This window comes from Bifidobacterium sp. H6bp9 (assembly GCF_032193695.1).
GTDB classification, from domain to species: Bacteria; Actinomycetota; Actinomycetes; order Actinomycetales; family Bifidobacteriaceae; genus Bombiscardovia; species Bombiscardovia kimbladii.
On record NZ_JASTZY010000002.1, the window covers coordinates 43672 to 69941 of the forward strand.

A 26270-nucleotide genomic window follows, 5' to 3' on the forward strand; every position below is an offset into this window, starting at 1 on the left:
CCCATCCCATCCCGCTGTAGATTCGCTTCCGCAATTAGGAGGTTGCCGTGTTGAAGGTCGCGGTGCCCAACAAGGGCATGTTGTCCCAGCCCGCATGGAGGCTGCTGTCAGAGTCCGGCTATCGTCTGCGTTCCAATGACCGGCAACTGGTGGTCGATGACGTCGACAACGACATCCAGCTCTTTTACTTAAGGCCCAACGATATAGCGGTCTATGTCGGCTTGGGGACCATCGATCTGGGCATCACCGGGCGTGACCTGCTGCTCAACTCCGGAACCAGGGCCGTCGAGGTCATGCAACTGGGATTCGGCGCGTCCACCTTCAGGTTCGCCGCTCCGGAGGCCAGCTCCATCAGCACCTTGCAGGACGTGGACGGCAAACGGATCGGCACCACCTTCGACCGGCTTCTTGAGGACTACCTGACCAGCAAGGGGCTCAAGGCCGAACTGATCCACTTGGACGGGGCAGTGGAGTCCTCAGTCCAGCTCGGGGTAGCCGACCTGATCGCCGATGTGGTCTCCACGGGCACCACCCTGCGCAACGCCGGGCTTCGGGTCTTCGGCGATCCCATTCTGAAATCGGAGGGGATTCTCATCAGATCACCCCGTCTGGATCCAGATGATGAGCGGTTGGCGGTCATGTCCCGCAGGCTGGAGGGTGTGCTGACAGCCCGCCGCTATGTACTGATGGATTATGACATCCCGGTGGAGCGCGTAGCCATGGCGGTGGGCATCACGCCCGGCTATGAGTCGCCGACGGTCTCCTCCCTGCACGATAAACAGTGGGCGGCAGTCAGGGCCATGGTCCCCAGGGACCAGGTGAACAACCTCATGGACCGCCTCTATGAGATCGGTGCGCGTGCCATCCTTGTAACTGCCCTTCAAGCTTCTAGAATGTAGTCGGATGGCACTGATTGATCGAATTTCACGCAGCAGGTACAGCCCTGAGCCACGGTCGGTGATTCTCACCGTACCCAATGTCATCAGCCTGCTTCGTATCCTATCCATACCTCTTATTGCCTATCTGGTGGCCAACCGGCATCTGATCATTTCCTTGGTGGTCATGCTGATTTCGGCCCTTTCAGACGGTGTGGATGGAATCATTGCCCGCAGGTTCAACCAGGTCAGCAAGCTGGGGCAGATCCTGGACCCGGTTGCCGATCGACTGCTGATTCTCTGTTCCGTCCTTGCCCTGAGCATCGCCTCCATACTGCCATGGTGGCTTCTGGCTCTGGTCGGTGCCCGGGATGTGCTCATGGGTCTGTTGGTTTTGGCGCTGGCCCAGCATGATTATGGCCCCTTGCCGGTGCATTTCGCCGGCAAGACTGGAACGGCCGTGCTCATGCTGGCCATACCGGCCCTGATTTTTGCGGATGTGGGCACTTCAGCTTTCTTCCGTTTCTTCCACCTGGTGGCTCTTGCGGCTGTCATCTGGGGGGTTGGCCTTTACTGGCTGGCAGGGCTGATCTACGCACGTCAGGGCATCGGGCTGCTTCGTCAGGACCGCCATCATGACTGAACCGCAGATGACCCCAGAGTCCTTCCCTGTGCCGCCTGACCGTGCCTTGATTCACCGCCGGGCGGCTTTTTCGCATTCCAGCGCAGGTCTGGAACGCCACTATGTGGACCAGGAAAGCTCGGAGCCCGCCCAGGAATCCATGCGTCGGCGCATGGCTGATGAGTCTCTGAGGCTGATTGACGACCTGACCAACCGTCCCATGGACCCCATGTTCGAGGATGCCCGTCTGCTGCCCGCTGAGCGTAGATCGCCGCTGAGCGTCTGGGTCAATCGGATATTGGTCTTCGTCATTTGCGTGCTGGTCGGCCTGGCAGGCACGGGTATAGTGCAGGTGTTGCACCGGGACCCGCGTCAGAAGGTACGCGAGAAGCTCATCTCCCAGGTGGAGGGAGTCAGCAAGCGTGCCAATGACCTCAACAGTCAGATATCGGACCTTAACGGCAATATCGACACGCTCTCGGCTCAGGAGGGCGGCCAAGGGCAGAACAGCACGCAGACCGCTGACGATCTGACCAACGGCACCAGCAAGGTGCAGGGGCAGGGCGTCGTCATCACCCTGGCCAACCCCATTGCCTCCAAGGATTCCCGGGACAATGCCGATCAGATCAAACTGCTCACCGACCAGGACCTGCAGTGGTTCCTGACCAAGCTTTGGTCTGCTGGGGCCGAAGCCATTGCCATCAATGGCAATAGAATAGGAACACAGACATCAGTGCGTACGGCCGGTCAGACCATTTTGGTGGGGACCACCTCGATCGAGTCACCCTACAAGATCGAAGCCATCGGCGACCAAGGCGCCTTGTCCGATCTGATGGTTCGCAGCGATCTGCAGGGCCGCCTGCGTGACCTCAAAAGGGCGAACATCACTGTCAATGTGGCCAAGCAGCGGCGCCTGAATCTGAATGCAGTGAGTTTGCCCAATCTGTCCTATGCCGGAAGGAGTCATTGACATGTCGGCAATTCTCGGCCTGATCCTAGGCGTGGTGGCGGGCATCTTCCTCAAGCCCGACATCCCCATTGTCCTGCAGCCTTATTTGCCTATCATGGTGGTGGCAGCCCTGGATGCCCTGATGGGCGCAGTCCGCTCCTACTTCGAACGCAGCTTCTCGGACCGGGTCTTCGTGGTTTCCTTCATCTCCAATGTGATCACGGCCACTCTGCTGGTCTTCCTGGGCAACCAGCTGGGCGTGGGCTCTCAGCTGTCCACGGCCGTCATTGTGGTCCTGGGCATCCGCATCTTCTCCAACGTCTCCGCTATTCGACGGTTCATTTTCAAGGGGTGAGCATATGAGACACACCTTGAGGAAGAAGCGCGACGAGGGAATGCCCAAGAGCATTCCGCCCAGGAGGCCCGGACGGGTCAGGGCTCCAGCCGACGATACGCAGACCGGTGCTTTTCCGGTGGTTCGCCGTCGGCCTCTGCGCACCCTCAATTCCAACGCCACTCGGGTCAGACTGGTTACCAGCGTCCTGGTAGCCCTTATGTGCGCCCTCTTGGGTTTCGGGTATGCGGTCCAGGTGCACAATAACCAGTCCTCCTACCAGAGTCTGTCCGAGGAGGAGCTGGTACGGGTGCTGGACGAGACCAGCAACCAGGTCGACAAGCTGGAGGAGCGCAAGAGCCAGCTCAACCAGCAGCTGACCTCCATCAAGTCAGCCGCCGACAAGCAGAAGGAAGCCGCCCGCATAGCCCAGCAGAATGAGCAGAGCAGCGGCATCCTGGCCGGACGGCTGCCTGCCCAGGGCAGGGGAGTGGTGGTGACAGTCACCGAGGACAGTGACCGGGTGGACGCCTCTACCATGTTCAATCTGATCGAAGAACTGCGCAACGCTGGCGCCGAGGTCATATCCTTCAACGATGTCCGAGTGGTTACCAGCACCTATCTGCTGGACACCCGCACCGGCCTGCAATGCGACCACGCCAAGCTGCGCAGCCCCTACATTGTCAAGGCCATTGGGGATCCGGACAGCCTGCAGAATGCCGTTCAGATCGCCGGGGGAGTGGGTTCGCGGATCAAGGTGCAGTTCCATGCGACCGTATCCGTGGAGCAGTCAAATAGTGTCAGAATCGACCAGGTTCGACGCGTGCAGGACTACCAGTATGCAAAGCCTGTAGAATAGGCAATTATGACAGATCCTATTCCCACTGCGGGCGAGACGACCATCATCGGCATGCCGGCCCTGAACATTCCAGTCACTTCCAACGGTGACCGTCCACTGACCAAGGACGACCTGGAGACCATGGCGCGATTGCCTGAGGGCACAGCCCTGCTGATCTCTACCAGGGGAGCGGTGTCAGGATCGCGTTATCTGTTGGACGAGGATCAGGTCAGCGTGGGTCGCGATCCGAAGGCGGATATTCTGTTGGACGATTCGACGGTCTCCAGGGCGCACGCCATATTCGTGCGGACTGACCATGGTTTTCGGGTCGAGGATACTGGCAGCCTCAACGGCACTTATGTCAACCGCGAACGCGTGGATCAGGCCGACCTGCACAATGGCGACGAGATCATGATCGGCAAGTTCAGATTGGTCTACTTCGATAATCGGGCAGTCATCGCCAAGAACTGACAAGGGGGCATGACATGGCCGGTGAGATGCCGACGCTGGTACAGGGTGAACTCTTTTCTCCTGAGCAGGCTGAGGGCACGACCCGGGGTTACCGGGGAACGGTCGCGGCCAAGGTGGCTGGCATTACCTATCGGCAACTGGATTATTGGGCCCGCAAGAGGATTGTAGAGCCGTCAATCAAGGCCTCGCACGGATCAGGCTCCCGCAGGCTCTACTCCTTCAAAGATGTGGTTATCCTGGCTGTCCTCAAGCGTCTCTTGGATGCCGGTGTCAATTTGGTCAATGCCACGAACACGGTGAACTATCTCGAGCGTCGAACAGTCGGTCAACTTGAGCATGTGACTGTTGTCTGCGATGGTGATCAGGTCACCGAATGTTCAGGACCTGATCAGGTCTTTGCACTGATGCAGTCCGGGCGTGCCGTTTTTGCCATCTCTGTGGGTGCTATCTGGCATCGTATGGATCTGGAGCTGCAGACCTGTGACCACGTGGATTTGACTACCGGACAGCTGACCCCGGGTCTGCCTGAGCGACCTATCGACGAACTGACGGCTATGCGTCTGCGTCAGCGCTTGGAGCAGCAGCACGAGCAGCGTCAGCGGGCTGCATGAATCCCGCGATGGCGAAATCGCACCAGTGGCTTGTGGAAGCTGAACAGGGGAGAAAAACGATAGGTAATCTGACATAACGTACATTATCGGCTTACTAGGTCACGATTCGATTTTTCGTTTTCCGGTGATTTCATGGTTACTCGGTTGTGGCCAATTCGGTGAGGTTGCAATAGCATCACTCACAAATTATAAGGGTCACCCAGGTGACCTCGGGTGACCCTAAAAGAGACGATACAGTTCTAGCCGACTCAGTGCTCAGTTGGATCGTTGTCGAAGTAATCCTCGGCAGCCTGGCACAATTGGTCGACTTGGTTGATGACTCGATAACAGCCGTGAGATTCAAGTTCTCCGGGCTCAGCATAGCCCCAGCCGCATCCCAGACAGTCCAGACCGGTTTCCAGCGCACCATCGGCATCAGTCCAGCGGTCGCCGACCATAAGGGCACGGTCACCGAGTTTGGTGTCAAAGCCAAGCTGTTGCAGAGCATGGGTGATGACCTGGGCCTTGGTGATTCGTGTGGAGTCCTTGCTGGCACCATAGACACCATCTACCAGTGGCATCAGTCCGAAGTGGTCACATACCGGCTGGGCCTGGTACTCGGGTTTGCAGGTGGCCACGGCCAAGGTCAGACCATGCTCGTGCATACGATTCAGCTGTTCGGGAATGCCGTCAAAGACCGTAGCGAGCAGACGTCCAGGGATGTGTTGTCCAGGGTGGTCAGGATCATCAAATGCCGCTATCTCGCTGTAATAGCGCCGGTAAATCTGGACGCCCTTATCGATGTCTTCTTCTCTGATGCCGTTGCGGCGCAGGGATACTTCAACGGCAGGGCCTATGAATCGGCGAAGCTCGCTTTCATCGGGCACAGGATGACCAAGCTCTTTGAAAGTTTGCACCACGGAGGCGATAATGCCCGGATGCGAGGCGGTCAGGGTGCCGTCCAGATCCAGCAGAACCAGGCGGCGCGGTGATTTACTCATAGTCCGGGAACCATCCTTCACGGTGCATTTTCAGACGCTTGTCAAGCACAGCCTTGAGCTCGTCTTCGGACCGGCGCTCCAGCAGCATGTCCCAGTGGGTCCTGGTCGGTTTGCCCGTCTTGCCGGACTCCTGCTCGTCATGCCCTTCAAGATGAGCGATCTGCCCGCAGCGGCACTCCCACTCCTGCGGTACGTCAGCGCCTTCGGCCAAGGGCAGGATAGTCCGATGCCCCTTGGGGCAAACATAGGCGACCTCGCTGCGTGCAGCGAAATCCACATTCTGATCGGATTCCAGGGACTTCGCCCCAATGCTCATGCCGCGAAGACTGCGCTCTGCCATGATTCCTCCATACTCGTGTCCGTCACTGCCTCCAAGCTACAGAACAGTGTTGACCTGAAACTTATTCCCTATATACGGCCGTGTTCACTCCACGCCTGTATAGGCCACAATGCCGCGATTGACCTGGTCGGCGGCGATGCTGGCAGTCCTGGCCAGGTGATGCCCTCCCCTGCCCAGGTAGGGCTCCACCTGAACGATCTGGGTGAGCACATCGGACAGGCGCTTGGCGTTGCGCACGAAGTCCCCCGCCGTCAGATCGCTGTCACGCAGGATGGTGATCAGCGAGTCGCCGCAGGCCCAGTCATAGATGGTCGGCCCCAAGCCAAAGTCGAGTTCAGGTGGCAGCTCCAATCCAGCCTGATCGCAGCGTTCCTGCACCTGGGACCACTGACGCTTCATATCCTCCATGGCCTCAACCAGCCTAGGAGCTCGATATCCGGCCCTCTCCCCCGGCTGCTCCCCTACCCCACGACGGGATTCGTAGACCAGCCCGGAGACGGCCGCTGCAAGTTCAGCGGGCTCCAGATCGTTGAGGATGCCCCGATCCAGGATCTCGGCAAGGCTCAGATCCTGTTCGCTGTAAACTCGCCGGAGCAGCTGCCCCTTCCGGGTCAACCGGCAGTCGTCAGGATCCACGGGCCGGGTGTAGCGCAGGTCGGCCAGAATCCGGCAGATCCTGTCGAACTGGCGCGAAACCGACCCTGTTTTGGACTCGTACTGTTCCCGGGTGCGCTGCAGCTCCTTGTCCATGCGGATCCACCGGTTCCCCCAGCGCAGGTGCTTGGGCAGATCCGGGCACTGGCGGCAGGGATGGTTGCGCTCCTGCTCGCGCAGCTGGTCGATGTGCCGGTCAAGGTCTCGGAACGCCCGGTCGCGGGCCTTCTCGCTGGTGAAACGTTGACGCTTCAGGCGGCGGCGGTCGTTCTTCTGGGCTGAAGACAAGGCTGTACGGATGCGCATGAACTCGATCAGATCGCCACGGCTGCACTGGGCGGCCTTCCGGTAGTCCTCCAGGCCGCTGGTCAGGGTCTCGATGCGTTCCTCCAGCTCCGAGGCTGATCGGTTGGCCTCCCACTGGGCGAAGGAGTGGTCCAGAGTGTCCCGGGCCCGGCTATAGCTGGAGGAGTTGAGCAGGTTGACGGCCATGTTGAAGGTGGGCCGGAAGCTGGAGTGCAGCGGGTAGACCCTCCTGCTGGACAGGGCGGCCATGGTCTTGGGACTGAAGTCCCGGTGATCGACCACTACTACATGGCCGATGTCGTCGATGCCGCGCCGGCCGGCCCGGCCGGTCAGCTGGGTGAACTCGCCGGGCGTCAGGGCCACATGGCCGGTGCCGTCGAACTTCTCCAGCTTCTCGACCACCACGCAGCGGGCGGGCATGTTGATGCCCAGGGCCAGGGTCTCGGTGGCGAAGACCACCTTGAGCAGGCCTAATTCGAACAGATGTTCGACTATTTGCCGGAAGAGGGTGACCACGCCGGCATGATGGGCGGCGAACCCCTGCTCCAGAGCGAAGCGGAACTGGGCGAATCCCAGCGCTTTGAGATCCTCCTTGCTGAGCTGGCCGGCTGCCATGGAGTCCACGATGTGCCGTATGCGGCGGGCCTCCTCATCGGTGGTCAGCTGCAGCCCTGCCCGGATGCACTGCTGGACGGCCTGGTCGCAGCCGGTGCGGGAGAAGATGAAGTAGATGCCAGGCAGCATGTCCATGAAGTCCAGCTCATCGACCACGTCGGCCCGGCTTGGACGATACCGCTCCCCCATCCGTCGCTCCGGCCTGCCACCCCTACCATGACGATGATGATGCCCTTGGTTACGGGCCTGGGCATGCTCCTGTCCGGCCTTGTCCAGCTGGGCCAGCCGGGAGACCAGACGCGGGTTGATCTTTGGGGTCTGCCGTCCTGAGCCGTCGTGCCGATACAGGTCCAGGATCTCTGGCTCGGTGTGTCTGTCGGCCTGGACCAGGACGTGCTGCTCCAGCGGCACGGGCCTGCGCTCGGAGACCACCAGATGGGTGCGTCCGCGCACCGAGGAGATCCAGTCGGAGAATTCCTCCACGTTGGATACGGTGGCCGACAGCCCCACAATGCGGGTGGAGGCCGGCAGATGGATGATGACTTCCTCCCAGACGGGCCCACGGAAGCGGTCCGCCAGATAGTGAACCTCGTCCAGGATCACGTACTTCAGGGCAGTCAGGGTCGAGGACTGCTCATAGAGCATGTTGCGCAGGACCTCGGTGGTCATGACCACGATGTCCGCCTCGGAGTTGATGGAGGTGTCGCCGGTCAGCAGCCCCACCCGATCCTCGCCGTAGCGGTCGACCAGGTCATGGTATTTCTGGTTGCTCAGGGCCTTGATAGGAGTGGTGTAGAAGGTCTTGACGTTCTGCTCCTGGGCCAGGAATACTGCGAAGTCGGCCACGATGGTCTTCCCAGCGCCGGTCGGAGCGGCCACCAGGACGTTGTCGCCATCCTCCAAGGCGGTGATGGCCTCCAGCTGGAAGTCATCCAGGGGGAAGGGCAGCTTGGACTGAAAGCGTGCAGGCGCTCCGGTCATGCGTTTGCGGTGACGATTGAAACGGGCGTAGCGTTCCGCCGGCCCCGGTTCGGATGCTGATGAATCCTGTCCGTGGTGACGATGACCTGACATGTTCCTCCAAGAACTACCTATTGAAATGCTTCCACCGCCGCCAGATAAGGCCGTGGTTCCTCCTGCGCTGCTCCTTGCGCTCCAGCACCAGGGCATGGGCCTGGCTGTATCGCTCGGTTGACTGCGACAGGGGCAGGGCGAAGGCCGGTCCCTCAGTCCTATCCGTTGCCTGGGACTGCCCTGCCGCCGGGGGTTGGGGCATGTGGCGGTTCAGATCCTCTGAGACCCGCCCTATGGAGCGGCTGGCTGCCATGGCATGTCGGATGGCGTAGACGGCTCCGCCGATCAGCATGGCCAGCATGAAGATCACCAGAAGGATCCAGATCCATCCAGGCATGGAACTCCTCTCCGACCGGGACTAGCGCCGGTCCTGCTCCTTGTCGTGAGCGTCGCTGATGGTGATCTCGCGCTGGGCGCGGGCCAGAATCATAGTGCGTAGGGTCTTGGGCGCCACTGCGGTGATGTGCTTGGCGTGGGCGATGCAGAAGGCCACGAACCAGGAGTCCGAGGAGACGGTCAGATGGACCTTCTGTCCTGATCCGCAGGGCTCCACCGAGGCGCCCGGCAGGGACTTGATGTAGGGCAGGTCAGGACGGTCGGTGATGAAGACGGCAGCCGTGCCGTTGTCGAAGGACCATTTGCGTAGCTCGCTGACCGGCACATCCGGGAACTCCACCTTATGGCTGGGCTTGACGATGGTCGCATGCTCGATTCTGGCGATTCGCAGAACCTGCCACTGCCTGTTGCGTCCGGTGCCCTGCTTGAGGTGGCGGCTGGAATCCGAGGGAGCGTCCGCAGCTTCAGTGCCTTCTGCTGCGTCGCCGATATCGGTCCAGGCGGCGACATAGTAGACGCCCTCGTCCACGAAGATCTTGGCAGGTGCCACCACCTTGCGGCGGGTCCGGCCGGCAGCATCCGTGTACTCCATGTCCAGCAAGGACTCGGTCTTGATGGCCCGGCGAACCACCGAGAAGCTCTTGGGCTCGGTCTCATACCCAGTGAGTGATAACCATGGTGTCTCGCCCGGCCCTACATGCGTGCGCAGGCGCTGGTAGAGCGACTCGGCCTGGGTGCGGGACTGCTCGGGCAGCAGGGGTGAATGGGCCAGGTAGTTGAGTGAGGCGGTCAGCATGCTCAGATACTGGGGCGAAATGCCGGCCAGCCGTTCCAGTCCCAGCGAGTTGGTGGCCGAGACGATGCCGCTGTCATCCAGCAGGGACCAGTCGATGTCAAAGAACTGGCTGCCGGCCATCTCCCCGTCGTCCGAGACCGTGGTCAGGGTGTTGATGTCCTTGTGGATGGTGTTGACGTACTTGCGCAGCTCTTCCTTGCTGTTGGGATGGCCGATGAAGCGCTCGGCCAGCTCGGCCAGGGAGAATTCCTCGCCCAGGTGCGCGGACAGGAAAAGCATGAGCCGCAAGCGGCGATCCACCTCGGATCCGGTCTGGAAGGAGGATGCGCTGGCTCGGCGGGCGTGCCTGAGGTCGGTATCGTCGTCACTGAGGTCGGTGGCGAAGTGCTCGACGCTGGTGCGAGCGATCTCCGGGGAAATGACGGTTGCTGCGCCAGGGCTCTGCGACTCGTCGGCCAGCTTGAAGCGGGCGGCAGCATCCAGACGCCGCCGGAAGGCGTCTGCGGCCTCCTGCGGGCTGACGATGGAGGCATCGGGGTGTTCCAGGACGAACATGGCCAGATCGTCCGAATCGGCATAGGCCACGTTCAGATTCTCTCCGTCCACGTCTACGGTGGCGGCGAAGCGGCGGGAGTCGATGACCTTGACCAGATTGTCGGGAATGCGCTGGGTTCCCAGTCCAGGAGCTATGGAATCCAGACCCAGACCAGGGATGGGCACCTGCGGCACCCGAGGAGTGGTGCGCGAGGCCGGGCGGACCGGCTCTTCGCATGCCTCCTGGGACATGGCGATGGATCGGGCCAGGTAGTTGGCTGCGGCCAGCACCGGCATGTCCTCCTGGTTGAAGTGCATACGGATGCGGGGCTCGTCCCCCAGTTGCAGGCGGTAGGAGGCGAAATCCTGCCCCTCGGACTTGGAGGAGTACTCGGGCTGACGGGATTCGATGGCGATTCCCATGGCTGCCAGCTTGGCTCGGTCACGCTGGAACTGTTTGGCGAAGGCGGCCTTGGCGGCCTGATCGGCCAGCTCGCCGTAGGAGTCGGCATAGGCCTTGACCCGCTGCGCTATCTGCCGAGAAGTCAACCATTGAGGGAAAGCGGACGATAAGACGGCCAGGACATCGAGTTCGTGTTTGCCCCACTTATCCGAGAAACGCCGTCTTCCGTTCGTGCCTTCTGCCATCAGTCCTCGCGTATCGTTAAAATTTTGACTATCAGTGCGCCTAACGCACATCTGTCTATCATAGATTCATTTTTAGGAACGTGGGAGCCAAACACTCAAATACGGTCCCTTTTCTTGACAGGCTGAACCCTCTTGCGCCTTGCTTTAGACCCACTCGTCCGGTTCGATACCCTGGGGTCCCACATACTGGCCATTGGGCACGTATGAGGAACGCCCCTGGTCGCTCAAATGGGCATCCGCATACAAGGTCACATCCCTGCCGAAGGTCCAGTCCCCCTCGATGGTGACCGAGTTGGCTGCCGCCAGGTTGGGGACCCCATAGGGGAAGCGCTCGTCGAAGTCGGCGATGTACTTGTAGTAGCGCTCATCCAGCTGGACGTTGGGGAAATCGTAGTTGCCATCCTCCATCTCATAGGAGTCGGTCAGATGGAAGCGGTCGGAGCGCATGATGAACAGGTCGTCGGTGGTCTTGACGGGCAGGAAGCGCATGCGGTCCACCTGCACACAGATGGCTCCCTCAAAGAGCGTGGCGGCGGAGCCCATGGCGGTCTCCAGTTGCACCACGGGTCTGGTGGAAGGGTCAGTGGGGTCCACGGTCTTCCGGTTCTCGATGATGGGCAGGGGCAGCACCCCGTCGTATTCGGCCAGCTTGTCGCGCAGGGCATCGACCCGGACCCAGATGCTGTTGGTGTTGAAGTAGGGATGCTTGCGGATGGACATGGCCGAGCTGCGGTCGTGCGGATCCACCTGGGACATCTCCCGCAGGATGAGGCGTCCGGTGGCCTTGTCGATGACGATGTGGCCGCCCTTGCGGTCAGCCTCGGTCCGCTCGGCCACCTCGATCATGAAGGGCGCTCCGGACTGCGCGAAATAACCGGCCAGGGTCCTTGAAGGCCTGGCACCCAGGTTATCGGAGTTGGAGATGAACAGGTAGTCGATCCCCTGCTCCTTGAGCGTGTCCAGCAAGCCCGTCTCCCAGATGGTCGAAAAGATGTCACCGTGGCCGGGAGGGCACCATTCAAGCTCAGGCTTGGCTGGGAAGTCGACCGGACGACCGGTGTCGGCGTCGATTTTGGGTTCGATGTGCTGAATGATCTCCATGGGCACATCATTCTGAACGAAGCGGCGGTCCTGCTTGACCACGCGCATGGTGTCTCGTGAGGTGCGGAAGGAGTTCATGAAGATCAGCGGCAGGGGTACCCCTAGGCGTTTGCGGGCCGTCAGCACTTGGCCCATGATGATGTCCAGAAAGCGCATCCGACGGGCCTTGTGGCGGCGGATGGGCAGCAGGGACTTGGCCTTTTCCAGGCCCATGGAGGTGCCCAGCCCACCGTTGAGCTTGATGAAGGCGGTGCGGGAGAATGCGTCCAGGGCCATATCCATATCCATGGAGTCATGGATGTCCTTGGTGCGGGGCACGTCCTTGAGCGGGGTGATGTCCTTTTCACGCACGCAGGCTTTGGCATCTCCCCGTTCCCAGGTTTCGTAGAGGTGCCTGAACTGGTTGATGGAGACTTCGCTCATGCCCTTGTCGCGCATCTTTGCGGCCGAAAGGTCGAAAACGTCTGTGCTCATTGAACCCCTTCCGGGCTGGGACGACTTGCGGCCGACGCGGGTTGCGCCGACCGTCCAGAATCATGATAGCAAGTCGATCATGTGACCCGGTCTGTCTGGACTTGTTTGCTAGGACTCGCCGGACCATTGTCGGTCCTGTGACGCTGTGCTACTATCTCTACTCGGTGCTGATGCACCGTCGGGCCGTAGCGCAGTTTGGTAGCGCACTTGACTGGGGGTCAAGGGGTCGCGGGTTCAAATCCCGCCGGCCCGACGAGATAGCAATGATTCCAAGGCTTCCGGGCCTTGGAATTTTTTGTATGCCCCGAATCGGGCACATTTCGGGCACATCGCCCTTGCCTTCGGGCACATTCCGGCTCATTCCGGCCGCACCGTATTGCGACGGATAAGTGCCGCCACATCCTCGGGCCGGTATCTAACCAGACGACCTATATGCACGTACGGAAGCTCGATTTTCTGCGCCCTCCAGGCGTTCAGGGTGCTCACCGGTATCACCAGGATCTCGGCCGCTTCCGCAGGGGTCAGCAGCCTGGTCGGTGTCATAGCCGGGTTATCGTTCATTGTTTGCTGTATTTGGCTCATACCTGTTCCTATGCGTCAGCGCGCACCGCCGTTAGCTGGTGCTGGATATCGCTAAATGGAACAAATTGTTATCTGACGCATAGAGGTTGATATGGCAAAAGCATGGATAAACGACAGATGGTTGAAGGCCCCCCAGCGCCTCGTGCAGTCCGGGCAGCAGCCCTTGCCGCATTCATGGCATTGGGTCGGAGCCTGCTTGCTGCCGCACAGGTGGCAGGTGGCCGGGGTCGTCGTGGTGTCCGTCATGGTGTCTCGCCTTTCGTGAGCTCTCGGATTGGACGGGCACGTCAGGCCAGGCGACACGGCGAGCGGTGCGACGGCGCGATCGGGGCATCTGCGACGCTTGCCGCGCACATGGCCCGGTCGTGACGCCGGGCGGCCGAAGGACGACCGAGAGCACCGGGAGGCGTGGCGCATGGCATGATGGGTCCGGCCAATCCGCACCCAGGCCAGGTAGAACGAGTCTGGTCCAGTGAACCGCCCTGGGGCGGTGAACGACAGGAATCAGCGCGAGCGATCCGAAGGATCGTGAGCTCCGTCTCCCTTGCGCCGCCGCAGATCCATGATCCTCTTCCGTGATATCCTTATGAGATATTTTGATATCTCTTAGCGATACGTAAGGTGCTGACCGATGACTCGAATCTTCGCCGCGAGCACGCGGTCCAAGGCCGACTTCCAGGCCCTTCGTGACCTGGTCGGCCTGAATCAGGTCGATGTGGCTGACGCCCTTGGCGTCAGCCCGATCACCGTCAGAAAATGGGAGGACCCCAAGGCCTTCGCAATGCCCAAGCAAGCCGCCTGGCACTTCCTGGAGGACGTCTTGGACTTCATCGAACACAAGAGCGCCGACCTGGCCGGCCATGCATATAAAGCCGCCCAACGAGCCCGTGACGCCGGCAAGGAGCCCGAGCCGGTCCTGCTGGTCTACTGGCGCACGCGCGAGGACTGGGACAACTCACCGATCGGCCAGTCCAACGAGATCCCGGTGATCGGCAACTACTGGAAGGTCGAGAACGCCATCACCAGGACCACGGCCCTGCGCCTGGCAAAGGACGCCACCCCGTTCAGCGTCGTCTACGCTCAGCCACGGCCCTAAGCCATAAGCAAAGCATTAGGGTTTGCGCTCGGCGCCGGCATGATGTAGACTCAATCATGTTAGAAGCCGCCACTGCCTCTACTGCCTTTCGGGGTGGAATGCATACTATGGCGGTACTTTTTTACCTGGAGGGCGCATGGCATCCACAACCGTAGCCAAGCTGCCCCCATACCCCAGCCACCCGTACCGCAGTTCCATGGACCTGGCCCAGCTCCTTGTGGACAACGGGCTGACGGGTATCAGCGTCCAGGACCTTGCCGGGCGAATAGACCTGGTCGGCTACTACCGCCTCAAGGGTTACTGGTATCCGTTCCTCACCCCTGTGGCAGGTGCCAGAAAACGCAAACTGCCCTTCCTGTCCCGCACGTCCTGGGATTCCATCTGGGAACGCTACGTGTTCGACCAGGAATTGCGCACCATCGTCTTCGACGGCATCGTCGGCATCGAGGTCCATCTCAAAAGCTACATGGCATCAGAGCTGGCCAAGGCAACTGGGCCGTTCGGCTATACCGCGCCGGATGGCCTGCCCGGGCTCAGCCCCGAGGAACACAGGAACGCGATCGCCAATATCACCAGCGACTACCAGCGGTCGTCGCTGCCTCAGCTACGACATTTCAGAGCCACGTATTCCGATCCGCTGCCGCCCATCTGGATGCTGGTGGACTACCTTTCCTACGGTGATTTCAAGAAGATCTTCTACAAGGGCGCCGATCCTTCAATCAAACGGCAGTTGGCACTGCAGCTTGGCATCATGTCCAACAAGCCCGGCGTCAGCAACGAGAAACTGCTGCGCGACTGGCTGGAAAACATTCGAATCGCCCGCAACAAGACCGCCCATCACGACCGCTTCTGGAACTGCATCGACCCCAAGATGACACCCATCAAGCCCAAGCTGTACCCCAACGACGCTACTTGGTGGGGCAACCAATGGGAGCCCTTCCGCCGGCCGGAGTCAAAAGGCCCGGCTGGATTCCTGACCATGGAGCACTACCTGCTGAACCAGCTAGGCATCACCTACTGGCGCAACAACTTCGTGGGACTGATGAACCGTTACCCCGGCATCCCCCTGAAACACATGGGCTTCCCGGACAACTGGCAGTCACTGCCCATCTGGCAGTGAAGCCTGCACCCTTTTCACCCAATAATACTGCGACTAGAATAGGCAGGCAGTTTTGGCGTATAGCCTTATTCCAGGCTCGTATTGAGGGGCAAGCTGGTTCCGGTCGCGTGGCGACCGGAACCAGTGCGGCAGCAGTATGGTCGAGCTGATCCAGCTCGGCGGGGTTTCGGGGCGGCGGCCCCGATACAAGCTTTGCTGCCCACCTAAGTCAGATGGCTTTTCACAGAAAGTAGGACATACCCGAACCACTAGATCGCAGGCCACCACCATTTGGGCAGCGCACGGTTCCATAGTGTTATCGCTGGCCATGTCTCAATAATGCAAGATTCACCGATAGTAATCTCAAAGAGGATTCCATCAGAACCTCAACCAGTCATCCAGCTCCTCTGCTCGTTCTCATGTCCGGCTTGTCAAAGCTCTCCCCTGCCAAGCAACCCACCAACCCTGCGATGTGCGACCACTTCACCAGGAGCTGATGGACACGGACTTCACCGACACCCACCACTTCGAGGTGCCGGTCACCTTCTGTGAGGGCAGACAGGACCACCACGTCTCCTCCGCCGTCGCCCGCGACTGGTACGAGACAATCGACAGCCCCAAAAGCTGGCACTGGTTCGATCGCTCCGGCCACTTCCCCCAATGGGAGGAACCCGACCGCTTCCTGGGATGTGTGCTGCAAGACTTAAGTCAATAACTGATCGCAGAACCGGAATCCTTTTTTTGCCGAGAAAGCACTTCCTCAATATGCTTTTACTGCTGCTCTGCCACAAGCTGTCAGCTACTGTAGACTCGTCTATATGCTCCAAGTAATTACGAGGAATCCCCTGGAAGATAAGGGCGAAGCACAATACCGTCAGCTGGTGAGAGTGGGACATAAACTACTGAGTGTCGCGGTGTTCGGGGACACACATGGTAGCGTCCCGAAACTGGTGCTGCTTTCAGGGTGTGGAACCCCTTCCCCTCTGTATGATTTCAAGGCTCTCATTACTAGACTGCAAAACTCATACTGTCTGATTGTGGTGGAGAAGTCCGGGTACGGGTTTAGTGACTGGTCTCGGGACCCCAGAGATATCGACACGATGTTGGATGAGACCAGGGCGGCGCTGCACGGGGCCGGAGTGACTGGGCCCTATGTGCTCCTCCCCCACTCAATGTCTGGGCTTGAAGCACTTTACTGGACCAAGAAGTACCCTGCCGAGGTGGAGGCCATCATCGGATTGGATATGGCCACGCCACAGGCTTATGAGACGCGCAACCTGGTGCCTCCCGCCGCAGCCACAGCACTGTTGGGCGCCCTTTGCCGGACAGGACTTCCTCGTCTCCTGCCCAGACTGACCGCGGACCAGTCACCCGCCATCAAAGCAGGAAATTTGTCTGCTGAAGATAAGGCGGTCTACCGGACCCTCTTCTTCAAGAACTTCATGGATCCAGACATCCAGCGAGAGATCAACACGGTCAACGCCAACGCCCGCAAGGTTGCGGAAGCTGGATTGCCACAGATCAAGATGCTGCAACTGGTTTCCAACGGGAAAGGCACTGGCTTCAGCAAGGATGAGTGGCGATCCATCCAAGAATCCTTCAAAGCGCAGCAAGGTAACTCACAGATACGGTATTTCGATGCCCCTCATTATCTCCACGACTATGTGCCTGAAAAAATGTCCGAGGCCATCAGGGATTTTATAAGCGGAAAACCTGACCGATCCAGCAAGGTTATCCGGCACACACTTACATCTCATCCCTGAATCAGTTCCAAGCAATCTCATTTTATGCAGTCAGACGATTTCTGTGCCAATGTCATCAGACACTTCCTTCTGGCTAATCCAATCGGGCACATTTCGGGCACATCGCTACCCATAAGTACCCGTATCAGCTTGCATCAGTTCATACTTGGAATCTGCTAGAATTGGCAGTATTCCTTGGATAGTTAGCAGCAGTTAAAGGCAGCTCGCATGTACCAGAACAGCGGCTTATCTTACAAGGGGTCGCGGGTTCAAATCCCGCCGGCCCGACCAAAGAGCAACGATTCCAAGGTCTTAGGCCTTGGAATTATTTGTATTTCCAGGCCTTTGATATCTATTTGCATATCTTCGGCGCCTCGCTCGTTCTTCACGTTTCCCTTCATTCGCCAACTGTGAGTTCGTGATCGGTCAGAAGATCTTCTGGGTCGGCGTTGAGCTGAGCGTAAGCCGTCATCAGCTTCTTTCTCAGAGTCCCCGGCAACTCGGCCGCGCCTTCCCTTGATGTTGATGGTCTCTGCGGATGCATTCCTGCGCTGATACTGGCGGAAGTCCTCTGCGCCATCCTCTTCCGTCCAATTACGTAGGTCGTGGTAGTCAACCTGGACCAGTTGACGTTTGCGGCTGGCTTCGGCCTGGCGGACGGCCAAGGTTGAGGTCACTGGTATCCTCCCGTTCTGTGCAGAACCACAAAGGAGCGTACCCAGGACAACTGCGGGAGTCTGGTAGAGGGTCATAATCAAATCCACCGCCCTGGGTCTGGCCCGAGATGTCATCTCGTTGAGTGCCGTGTACGCTCAGCCTTAGCTCTGAGCGGCAATCGAGTCTTGAAGTTTTGCGTTCGGCGCCAGCACGATGTAAAGTTAGTGCTGTTAGAAGCCGCCACTGCCTCTACTGCCTTTCGGGGTGGAACGCATACTATGGCGGTATTTTTTTACCCGGAGGGCACATGGGATTCACAACTGCAACCAAGTTGCCCCCATACCCCAGCCATCCTTACCGCGACTCTGCAGACCTGGCCCAACTGCTTCTGGATAACGGGTTGACAGGCATCAGCGTGCAGGACCTTGCGGATCGTTTGGAGTTGGTAGGCTATTATCGCCTCAAGGGCTACTGGTATCCTTTCCTTACTCCTATGGCGGGTAGCAGTAAACGAAAGTTGCCCTTTCTTCTGAAGACTGCTTGGGATCCCATTTGGGAACGGTACGTATTCGACCAGGAACTACGTAACATCGTCTTCGATGGCATCGTCAGCATCGAGGTCTTTCTCAAAAGCTATATGGCTGCTGAACTTGCCAAAGCAACGGGTCCGTTCGGTTACCTTGAGCCTGCCGGTCTGCCTGGACTCAGCACCGAAGAGCATAAGAGTGCGATTGCCGGCATAGCCAAGGACTATAAGAGATCTTCGCTGCCACAGCTTAAGCATTTCAAGAGCACCTACTGCGACCCGCTGCCGCCCATTTGGATGCTAGTGGATTGCCTGTCCTACGGTGATTTCAAGAAGATCTTCTACAAGGGTGCTGACCCTGCCATCAAACGCAGGTTGGCCTCGCAACTGGGAATCATGTCTAACAAGCCTGGTGTCGGCAATGAGAAATTGTTGCGCGGTTGGCTCGAGAATATCCGTGTCGCCCGCAACAAGACCGCCCACCATGACCGCTTCTGGAACTGCATAGACCCGAAGATGACACCCATCAAACCCAAGCTGTATCCCGCAAATGCCGACTGGTGGGGTAATGAATGGGAGCCCTTCCGCCGACCGGAGTCGAAAGGTCCTGCAGGATTCCTGACCATGGAACACTTCCTCTTGAAGCAACTGGGCGTCACTCATTGGCGTACAAACTTCATAGACCTGATGAACCGCTATCCAGGCATTCCACTCAAACCAATGGGCTTCCCGGACGACTGGCAGAAGCTGCCCATATGGCAATAGAGTCTTCTATCTTCTCTATTTAAAATGCACGGTTTTGATTTCTCAATATGTATGTCATATTCGTACTAATATCCTCAAATAGGTGCCGTTGTTAAGCGCTGAAACAGTACTAAGTGGTAACTCTGTCCGTGGCACTTTTTGAGCGGCAAGCTATCTACAGTTGCGTAGTGGCCGAGAACACTGCGGCATTGACTGCGGCTATTTGGTGCAGCTGTATCAGCGAACACTGAGAAATCCTCATGATTCTTTTTAAGGAGTCCAATCAGTTTATAAAGATAAGTTTGAGAAATAGCCCAAGAAGCTGCTGTTTACTATGAGTCATGAACACAGCGAACATTCTCCAAAGAAACATTAGTGGGCAGTCCTATGTGCCTGACAGGCGCTCTTCTGGCAACAGGCAAATCCCAGAGGGTGAGGTTGATTCGCCTATCTACTACGGCAGTCCAAAACCGGTCGACGCCGATATTGTCATTCCCATATATAACGAGGAGGTTCAGCTGGCTGACTCCGTATCCACCTTATGCAGCTTTCTGGATCGTAACGCCAGAGATCTGACACCCTTTAGCTGGAACGTCGTGGTTGCGGACAATGCCAGCACAGATTCCAGTTGGCAGATAGCCAAGTCCTTGTGCGACTGGTGCCCCAACCAGGTTCGTGCCTTGCGCCTCGTCAGAAAGGGCCGCGGGTACGCCCTGAAACAGGCCTGGCTTAGATCCATGGCGGCAGTCGTCGCATATATGGACGTGGACCTATCCACTGACATCGGCTCTACGGGCAGCCTCATTCTTCCCCTGCTCCAGGGCGGGGCCAACATCGCCTTTGGCTCGCGTCTTATGCCGCAGTCTCAGGTCACTCGCTCCCCCAAACGTGAATTCATTTCGCGCACCTACAACCTCATGCTCCGCTCATATCTGGCTGTCTCCTTTCATGATGCCCAGTGCGATTTCAAGGCCATCACTTCCCAGGCTGCACATGTCCTGCTGCCTCAGGTGAAGGATGACGAGTGGTTCTTCGATACGGAGCTGCTTGTGCGAGCCCAGCAGGCTGGGATGACCATGCTGGAGCTTCCTGTTCGCTGGGTGGAGGATGCCAGCTCGACGGTCGACATTCCCGACACGGTAAAGAAGGATCTGGAGGGCATGCACCGGGTCAGGGAGGGTATGGAGGCCCGAGCGGTCGAGCAGCTTCGCGTCGACCTGGACTCCCCTGCCGTCTGGGATCAGATCCGCCAGCATGAGTTGCGCGGATCCCTCTTACCCGCAAAAGAAAAGGATTCGCATTCACGTATGCAGAATCCAGGCAAAGAAGCTGCCGCTTGTTGAGCGGCTGACAGCAAACGAAATCTCATACAGAAAGAGCAAACTTCACTTATCATGAACGCTTCTTTGGCTTCTCACAGCAGCTATGGCTTCTCCCAGCATTCGCGGACTTTCAATCCGCCACGATCAACAAACGCAGATGCAGTCGCTGATGAGCACGCTTCCCGCGCGTATCTTTGGTCTGAATTCCTCTGCCATCCTCCTGCCGGAAGCGCTGATGGGGGTGGCGACCACCTATCTGCTCTATGCCACCGTGCGTCGTTACTGGGGCAACTGGGCGGGCATCGTCACCGGTTTCATTTTCATGCTCACTCCGGTAGCCGCGCTCATGTTTCGCTTCAACAACCCCGATGCCTTGCTGGTGTTATTGATGACCGGCGCCACTCACGCGCTCCTCAGGTCTCTGGAGTATGCCAACCATCCTTCTGGCAATCGAAAGCGCACATGGTGGATGGTCCTGGCCGGTGCTCTGATCGGATTCGGCTTCCTTACCAAGCAACTGCAGGTGCTGCTCGTACCTGCCTGGCTTTGCCCTGGCTTTTCTTCTAGCCTCACCAACAGGCATGGTTCGTCGCATCCTGGATTCACTGGCTGCCATTGGTTCCATGATCGTCGCCGCCGGCTGGTGGATGCTGCTGACGGTCATCGTGCCAGCCAGCGACAGACCTTATATGGGAGGCTCCCAGCGCAACTCCTTCCTTTAGCTCACGTTTGGCTACAACGGTTTTGGACGCCTGACCGGCAGTGAAGAAGGATCGGTCATGTCTGGCCACGACCATAAGGGAGGCGGCATGCCGGCTGGCGGCGGTCATGGTGGCGGCAAATGGGGCCATACTGGCCTCAATCGTCTATTTAGCAGCGAGTTCGGCACGCAGATTTCCTGGTTGGCTCCTTTGGCTTTCGCAGGCATTGTCATCAGCTTGCTGGTTATCGGCAGAGCTGTTCGCACTGATGTGCGCAGGGCCTGCGTCATTGCTTTCGGAGGTTGGCTGACCGTCACCTGGCTCGTTTTCAGCTTTATGGCCGGCATTTTCCACCAGTACTATACCGTGGCTCTGGCTCCTGCCCTGGCTGCTCTGGTGGCTATCGGGGCATTCAGTCTGTGGATCGCCCGGGACAAGCTCTGGGCCAGGATTGTCACGCCGATTCTTATCGTTTTCACGGCCTTCTGGGATTTCAGCCTGGCTGGTCGCTCCCAGTGGCTTCCCTGGCTCAAGTGGGCCATTCTCATAATCGGTCTCATGGGCGCCCTCGGTTTTGCCCTGGCTGGACTCTTACGAATACGACAACTCGCTCTTGTAGCCCTCATTGTCTCAGTCATAGGGCTTATGGCTGGCCCGGCTGCATGGACGCTGTACACCGTATCCCAAGGACACATGGGATCAATCGTCCTGGCCGGACCCGGCCTGACTTCAAGGAGCATAGGTGGCGGCTCCGGTGGTATGCCCGGGGGTGCTCCTGGCGGTGGCCGGCATGGTGGTGGTCAGGCAGGCGGCATGGCACCTGGCAATATGCAGCAAGGCATACCTGGTGGTGACGGCGGTCCCATGGGCTCATATCAAATGGGTCAAGACCCGACGGATCAGCTGGGACAGCCGAGCAAGCAGGGCCAGATTGCCCGGTGGTAGTTCGGATAGTCAACAGCCTCCCAGCATGGGTTGTCAAGGACCAGGTCCCATGGGCCAGGATTCCTCGGGTTCACATGAGGAATCCAGCACTTCGGGTGTGCCCTCCATGCACTCACAGCGCAGAAGCAAATCTGGATTCCAGGGTGGATCAGGAGGCAGAAGGATGAAAGGAGGGAATCTGCTTGGTGGAGGCCGGTCCAGTTCCAAGATCGTCGCCAAGCTGGAAAAGGCATCCGATTCCTATCGCTGGGCTGCTGCCACGACAGGATCCCAGCAGGCGGCGGGCTATCAGCTGGCTTCTCAAAAGCCGGTCATGGCCATTGACGGGTTCAATGGTTCCGACCCCTACCTCAGCTTGGAACAGTTCAAGCAGTACGTGAAGGATAAGCAGATTCATTACTACATAGCTGGTGAGATGGGTGGCCATCAGATGGGAGGTTCCGACACTGCCACGCAAATCTCACAGTGGGTGGCCAAGCACTATACCGCAACCACGGTTGACGGCGTCACTGTGTATGATCTGACCAAGCAGCAGGCCAGTTGAGCGCAAAGAGGGCCGAACTATCCAAAAGCTACTCCCTCCGTTTGCGGTTACAGGATAAAGACGAGACGAGCTACTGACTTCTAATCTGTCGGTTGCGAGTAGTTTCCTCGTTTGCGCGTTGAAAAAGTGCAAAGCAGTTAAGAGCTAAGCAGTGAGTGGATTGGAACTATCCCAGCCCGCTCATTTCTTATTGATCAATACAGGATGGTATTTGTGTCCGATTAGAGCAAGACTAGTTATTGCAGACCAAGGCACTTCAGGTCAAACTCAATAGCGTTATTGATTTCATTACGCTGGTCTGCGTTGCATTGGTTTGCATTGCACGGTGGTAGATAATCCATACAAATGGAACCATTCTCAAACAATCATCGGCTAATAAGATTCTGACTACCTCTGCTATATGAATAGGAGGACAAATACTTACAAACAGCCGATTACGGCATTGCATACCAATTAGTCGGCCTGGCTTCATAGCTGTAAAGTTTATAGCTATACAAGCAGACAATGGGGTGCCGATCAGGGAGTTAAATGTCAGAAAATCCAGGCAGGACAAAGCCCAAACGCAAATGGAGGCGGGTCCTCCTGGCTCTGGCAATAGTACTTGTTCTTGTCATGGCAATTATTCTGCCGGGGGCTTCCATTTTGGTCTATGAGGACACCTTCGGAAAACGGTATAACACTCCCGGGTGGATGCGATATGCGCTCGCCGACTTCCCTGGCTTGCGCATGAAGCGCTGCGTCTTTCGGTCCAAGGAAGGTAAGAAACTGGCTGGATATCAGTATTCGAGAGAGAATTCGAACCAGCATAGGGACAAGGCCAAGGGCCTAGTGGTAATTGCTCATGGTTTCGGCGGCGGTGGACAGAACACCTACATGGATGTTGCCAACTATTTCACCTCCCGGGGCTTCCTGGTCTTCGCCTATGACGCCACCGGCAACGATGAAAGCGCTGGCAAGTCCGTCAGGGGCCTTCCTCAAGGGGTCGAGGATCTTGACCAAGCTCTTCGTTTCGTGGAGGGCGAGCAATCATATAAAGGTCTTCCTGTTTTCCTGTTCGGACAGAGCTGGGGAGGCTACGCCGTCGGCGCTGTTCTCAACCTTCACCCAGAGGTCAAGGCCGCAGTCATGGTTTCTGGATTCAATCGTTCGATCGATATGATGCGTCAGCCCGGCAGAAAAATCGCTGGCCCTGCCGTCTCGCTCATTCTGCCCTGCCTGGGCTTGTATGAGCATGTAAAGTTCGGGAAGTTTGCGGACTATACCGCCTTGGATGGCTTGAAGAAATCCAAGGCGGGAATTTTCATCACTTAGAGCCGGGACGATCAGGTGGTACCAGTCAGATATAGTTATGACCTCTTCCATGAGGAATTTCAGTCCAACCCACGATTCCGGTTCCGTGAATACCAGGATCGCGGGCACGCCTATGTCTACTATTCCCAGGAATCGGTGCGATACCGAAAGCAATTCGACCATGAATACAAGGAACACATGAGACGAATGGGTCAAAAGCCGTCCAACGAAAGCTATAACGCATATTCGGCCAAACACTTCGACAAGTCGAAGGGCTTTGAGCTGGATGTGCTGTTGATGAACCACATGGTGGATTTCTATCGACAATATATGGATTAGGACCCAAAAAATACAGCCGGATACAGCCTCTTCCTTCGACGAATGAGCGAGACCGCATTCGGCGCTACTTAGTGGTTTGACAAGTTGGCCTGATACCAAAGGACGGCGATGTTGATTCGGTCCCTGACCTTGAGTTTTGCCAGTATGCGGCTGACGGTCTTTTTGACCGAATCAGGCTGCAGCCGGAGATGCTCAGCAATCTCCGCATTCGTCAGGCCTTGGCTAACCAGCGAAGCGACCTCAAGTTCGCGCTTACCCAGCTGGGCGAATTTTTCGCGAGCCTTAGACTCATCACTGGCTCTTGTCTTTGGGACTCCTCTCCTGATCACTTCGGCCGTGATGCGCGGCGTGAGAATGGCATCGCCTGCATGCACCGCATGGATGGCTCTGTTCAGATCGGCTGTCTTGACATCCTTGAGCAGGAATCCAGATGCGCCTGCCCCTAAAGCTGTGAAGGCATAGTCGTCCTCGTCGTAGGTGGTCAGAATGAGAATGCTTATTTCAGGATGGAGCTTTTTGATACGGTTGGTGGCATCCAGCCCGTCCATGACAGGCATGCGCACATCCATCAGAATCACATCGGGCAGAGATTGCTGATTGTCGGCGGATGTGGCCAGTTTATCCAAAGCTTCTTGGCCGTTGACCGCCTGTGCTACCACATGCAAGGTTGGGTCCTTGGCGACCATGAGTGCCAGTCCCATGCGGGTCGGGCGCTGGTCGTCGACGATCATGACACGGATCATGCACTTTCCTCCTTGCCCGTGTTGTCATCTGCCGTAGCAGCTAGCGAGGGTATGCGGGCCTGCAAGGTCCAACCGTCAGGACCAGGACCCGAATTGAAGCTGCCACCATGAGCTCGCACTTCGCCTCTTAACCTGGCAAGGCCTGTTCCGTTGTCGCCGCTATCGTCAGCATCATTGTTCAAAAGTTGGCCATCATCACGAATGGTAATGTTTATGCCGCCATGGCTGTTGTGATCCCAGGAGACCACAATACGATTAACCTCCTGTCCGTGGCGGAGGGCGTTGGTGATCGCCTCCCTGGTGACAGTGAAGGCAAGGTCGGCCTGTTCGGAATCCTGTGGCCGACGGCCTGTCTCCGTCAAGGCAGTGTTGATGCCGACATGCCGGGCGTGGTCGAGGATGGGTTTGATGTCATCCCAGCCATGCCTCTCCCCTGTGGCCGGCTGTGGGTCGTTTTTTGGATCTGTTTCTGATTGCAGGGCTTTAACAGCCGTTCGGGTGTCATCCAGTCCCTGCCGTGCCAGGTCGTTAATCATCGAGATAGCCTCATCAATTTCCGGTTTTCCGCTGGCATGATCCAGTCCCTCGGATAAGGCGATGATGGCGGTCAAGTCGTGACCCACGCTGTCATGCAGTTGGGCGGCAACCCTGGACTGATGCATGGCCTGGTCCCGCTCATGGGCCAGAGTTAGAGCATGTGAGCGCTCCTCCTCCAATGCCTGTTCTGACAGGCGTGACTGCCTTGCAGAGCGTGAGAGGAAGGCGACTGTCAGGCAGAGGGCGAAAGTCAATCCAGTCGGATACAGAAGGTCGGTGAAGTGGACATCACGATGCCAATTGGCAGAGAATGCAATGCTGAGCAGGCCCAGAATGGCGGAACTACCCAGCCCAGCTGTCAATGATGTCACGCTCTTGGCTTCTACCGCGCAGGCGTAGAGGCTGACGAGCCAGGGAATGATCAGGTAGGTGCATCCCGAGCCATAGATTGCGGCAGTCAGGGCAAGCAGGCCACTGACCACCAGCAGGGTCGCCATAGGATATAGGCGGCGCAGGCATAGGGTGACAAGTGCGAGAAAAATAATGACCACAAACAGGGGCAAGCCCCAGCTGGCAGATTTCATGACATGGTAGAGGGTCTGGTTGGCGCTGCTTGGGGCAAGGATCAGCCTGGTCAGCATCCCTGTCTCGTAGAAGGCGCAGAAAAAGACTGCCACGAAAGCCGTATATGGCCGGGTCCACAACTGAATCCAGCCTTGAGTTTTCTTGCCTGCTCTCATCGGTGAGCCTCTTCCTGATAACTGCCGGTATTCCATTATGCTGTCAGACACTGTGCTGTGCGACCTGGCAAGTGCGTTATCCTCTCTTTATTGACTCTGCACTTA

The 26270-nt window shown here is 58.0% G+C and carries 25 protein-coding genes, 1 tRNA gene and 2 pseudogenes; 18 read left to right on the forward strand and 10 right to left on the reverse strand.

The genetic code is table 11. The annotated features are described in order from the left end of the window. Positions 1-47: 47 nt before the first annotated feature. The 7 genes from hisG to QRX40_RS03830 are packed head-to-tail and all read left to right on the forward strand — an operon-like array spanning position 48 to position 4700. Positions 48-899: an ATP phosphoribosyltransferase gene (gene hisG / locus QRX40_RS03800; RefSeq protein ID WP_313836420.1), complete on the forward strand. Its 852-nt coding sequence runs from the start codon at positions 48-50 to the stop codon at positions 897-899. A 4-nt stretch (positions 900-903) separates the two neighbouring features. Then, positions 904-1518, forward strand: coding sequence for a CDP-alcohol phosphatidyltransferase family protein (locus QRX40_RS03805; RefSeq protein WP_045924372.1), 615 nt, complete (start codon positions 904-906; stop codon positions 1516-1518). Further along, positions 1511-2467, forward strand: a complete 957-nt coding sequence (locus tag QRX40_RS03810; RefSeq protein ID WP_313836423.1) for a DUF881 domain-containing protein — start codon at positions 1511-1513, stop codon at positions 2465-2467. The genes QRX40_RS03805 and QRX40_RS03810 overlap by 8 nt, the downstream gene beginning before the upstream one ends. Position 2468: 1 nt before the next feature. Next, complete coding sequence (locus QRX40_RS03815; protein WP_015021764.1) at positions 2469-2801, forward strand: small basic family protein; 333 nt, start codon at positions 2469-2471, stop codon at positions 2799-2801. Between the two features lie 4 nt (positions 2802-2805). Then, positions 2806-3639: a DUF881 domain-containing protein gene (locus tag QRX40_RS03820; protein ID WP_101432310.1), complete on the forward strand. Its 834-nt coding sequence runs from the start codon at positions 2806-2808 to the stop codon at positions 3637-3639. Positions 3640-3645: 6 nt separating this feature from the next. Next, on the forward strand, positions 3646-4089 hold the full coding sequence (locus tag QRX40_RS03825; RefSeq protein WP_024627697.1) for an FHA domain-containing protein: 444 nt from the start codon (positions 3646-3648) through the stop codon (positions 4087-4089). Between the two features lie 14 nt (positions 4090-4103). Beyond that, positions 4104-4700, forward strand: coding sequence for a MerR family transcriptional regulator (locus tag QRX40_RS03830; protein ID WP_024627698.1), 597 nt, complete (start codon positions 4104-4106; stop codon positions 4698-4700). Positions 4701-4948: 248 nt separating this feature from the next. On the opposite strand, the gene QRX40_RS03835 is transcribed toward QRX40_RS03830, so the two are convergent. From QRX40_RS03835 to QRX40_RS03860, 7 genes and pseudogenes are all read right to left on the reverse strand, one after another. Continuing rightward, on the reverse strand, positions 4949-5680 hold the full coding sequence (locus QRX40_RS03835; protein ID WP_313836427.1) for an HAD hydrolase-like protein: 732 nt from the start codon (positions 5678-5680) through the stop codon (positions 4949-4951). Beyond that, a complete protein-coding gene (locus QRX40_RS03840; RefSeq protein WP_198189708.1) occupies positions 5673-6020 on the reverse strand; it encodes an RNA polymerase-binding protein RbpA in 348 nt (115 codons plus the stop codon). The genes QRX40_RS03835 and QRX40_RS03840 overlap by 8 nt, the downstream gene beginning before the upstream one ends. Positions 6021-6104: 84 nt before the next feature. Further along, a complete protein-coding gene (locus QRX40_RS03845) occupies positions 6105-8669 on the reverse strand; it encodes a DEAD/DEAH box helicase (protein ID WP_313836428.1) in 2565 nt (854 codons plus the stop codon). Positions 8670-8682: 13 nt separating this feature from the next. Continuing rightward, complete coding sequence (locus QRX40_RS03850) at positions 8683-9006, reverse strand: hypothetical protein (RefSeq protein WP_101432313.1); 324 nt, start codon at positions 9004-9006, stop codon at positions 8683-8685. Positions 9007-9027: 21 nt separating this feature from the next. Then, positions 9028-10125: pseudogene (locus QRX40_RS08755) on the reverse strand (helix-turn-helix transcriptional regulator); the annotation flags it as partial. A gap of 74 nt (positions 10126-10199) precedes the next feature. Then, positions 10200-10983 (reverse strand): annotated as a pseudogene (locus QRX40_RS08760) (WYL domain-containing protein); the annotation flags it as partial. 144 nt (positions 10984-11127) lie between these two features. Beyond that, positions 11128-12558, reverse strand: a complete 1431-nt coding sequence (locus QRX40_RS03860) for a UTP--glucose-1-phosphate uridylyltransferase (RefSeq protein ID WP_313836430.1) — start codon at positions 12556-12558, stop codon at positions 11128-11130. A gap of 179 nt (positions 12559-12737) precedes the next feature. Here QRX40_RS03860 and QRX40_RS03865 point away from each other — a divergent pair. After that, positions 12738-12811, forward strand: a tRNA-Pro gene (locus tag QRX40_RS03865). Positions 12812-12915: 104 nt separating this feature from the next. On the opposite strand, the gene QRX40_RS03870 is transcribed toward QRX40_RS03865, so the two are convergent. Beyond that, the gene (locus QRX40_RS03870; RefSeq protein WP_045924380.1) at positions 12916-13140 is read right to left on the reverse strand and encodes a helix-turn-helix domain-containing protein; all 225 of its coding nucleotides are present in this window, start codon (positions 13138-13140) and stop codon (positions 12916-12918) included. Positions 13141-13771: 631 nt separating this feature from the next. On the opposite strand from QRX40_RS03870, the gene QRX40_RS03875 reads away from it, so the two are divergent. The 10 genes from QRX40_RS03875 to QRX40_RS03920 all read left to right on the forward strand — a co-directional run bounded on the left by QRX40_RS03875 (position 13772) and on the right by QRX40_RS03920 (position 23827). Further along, the gene (locus QRX40_RS03875) at positions 13772-14236 is read left to right on the forward strand and encodes a helix-turn-helix domain-containing protein (protein ID WP_045924386.1); all 465 of its coding nucleotides are present in this window, start codon (positions 13772-13774) and stop codon (positions 14234-14236) included. 136 nt (positions 14237-14372) lie between these two features. After that, a complete protein-coding gene (locus QRX40_RS03880) occupies positions 14373-15356 on the forward strand; it encodes an Abi family protein (RefSeq protein ID WP_313836431.1) in 984 nt (327 codons plus the stop codon). A 475-nt stretch (positions 15357-15831) separates the two neighbouring features. Beyond that, positions 15832-16050, forward strand: a complete 219-nt coding sequence (locus QRX40_RS03885; RefSeq protein WP_045924388.1) for an alpha/beta fold hydrolase — start codon at positions 15832-15834, stop codon at positions 16048-16050. Between the two features lie 103 nt (positions 16051-16153). Beyond that, the gene (locus tag QRX40_RS03890) at positions 16154-17098 is read left to right on the forward strand and encodes an alpha/beta fold hydrolase (RefSeq protein WP_045924389.1); all 945 of its coding nucleotides are present in this window, start codon (positions 16154-16156) and stop codon (positions 17096-17098) included. Positions 17099-18041: 943 nt separating this feature from the next. After that, positions 18042-19025, forward strand: coding sequence for an Abi family protein (locus QRX40_RS03895; RefSeq protein WP_313836433.1), 984 nt, complete (start codon positions 18042-18044; stop codon positions 19023-19025). Between the two features lie 428 nt (positions 19026-19453). Next, entirely contained in the window at positions 19454-20347 is an 894-nt protein-coding gene (locus tag QRX40_RS03900; RefSeq protein ID WP_396184337.1) for a dolichyl-phosphate beta-glucosyltransferase, read from the forward strand. A gap of 82 nt (positions 20348-20429) precedes the next feature. Continuing rightward, the gene (locus QRX40_RS03905; RefSeq protein ID WP_313836436.1) at positions 20430-21092 is read left to right on the forward strand and encodes a glycosyltransferase family 39 protein; all 663 of its coding nucleotides are present in this window, start codon (positions 20430-20432) and stop codon (positions 21090-21092) included. Between the two features lie 13 nt (positions 21093-21105). Next, entirely contained in the window at positions 21106-21972 is an 867-nt protein-coding gene (locus tag QRX40_RS03910) for a hypothetical protein (RefSeq protein WP_313836437.1), read from the forward strand. A gap of 163 nt (positions 21973-22135) precedes the next feature. Then, on the forward strand, positions 22136-22516 hold the full coding sequence (locus QRX40_RS03915) for a hypothetical protein (protein ID WP_313836438.1): 381 nt from the start codon (positions 22136-22138) through the stop codon (positions 22514-22516). A gap of 612 nt (positions 22517-23128) precedes the next feature. Then, a complete protein-coding gene (locus tag QRX40_RS03920) occupies positions 23129-23827 on the forward strand; it encodes an alpha/beta fold hydrolase (RefSeq protein ID WP_313836439.1) in 699 nt (232 codons plus the stop codon). A 386-nt stretch (positions 23828-24213) separates the two neighbouring features. Here the strand turns inward: QRX40_RS03920 and QRX40_RS03925 are convergent, their stop codons facing one another. Together QRX40_RS03925 and QRX40_RS03930 are read right to left on the reverse strand one after the other, a co-directional pair. Continuing rightward, entirely contained in the window at positions 24214-24888 is a 675-nt protein-coding gene (locus QRX40_RS03925; RefSeq protein ID WP_313836440.1) for a response regulator transcription factor, read from the reverse strand. Then, a complete protein-coding gene (locus QRX40_RS03930) occupies positions 24885-26165 on the reverse strand; it encodes a histidine kinase (RefSeq protein WP_313836441.1) in 1281 nt (426 codons plus the stop codon). The genes QRX40_RS03925 and QRX40_RS03930 overlap by 4 nt, the downstream gene beginning before the upstream one ends. Between the last annotated feature and the right edge of the window lie 105 nt (positions 26166-26270).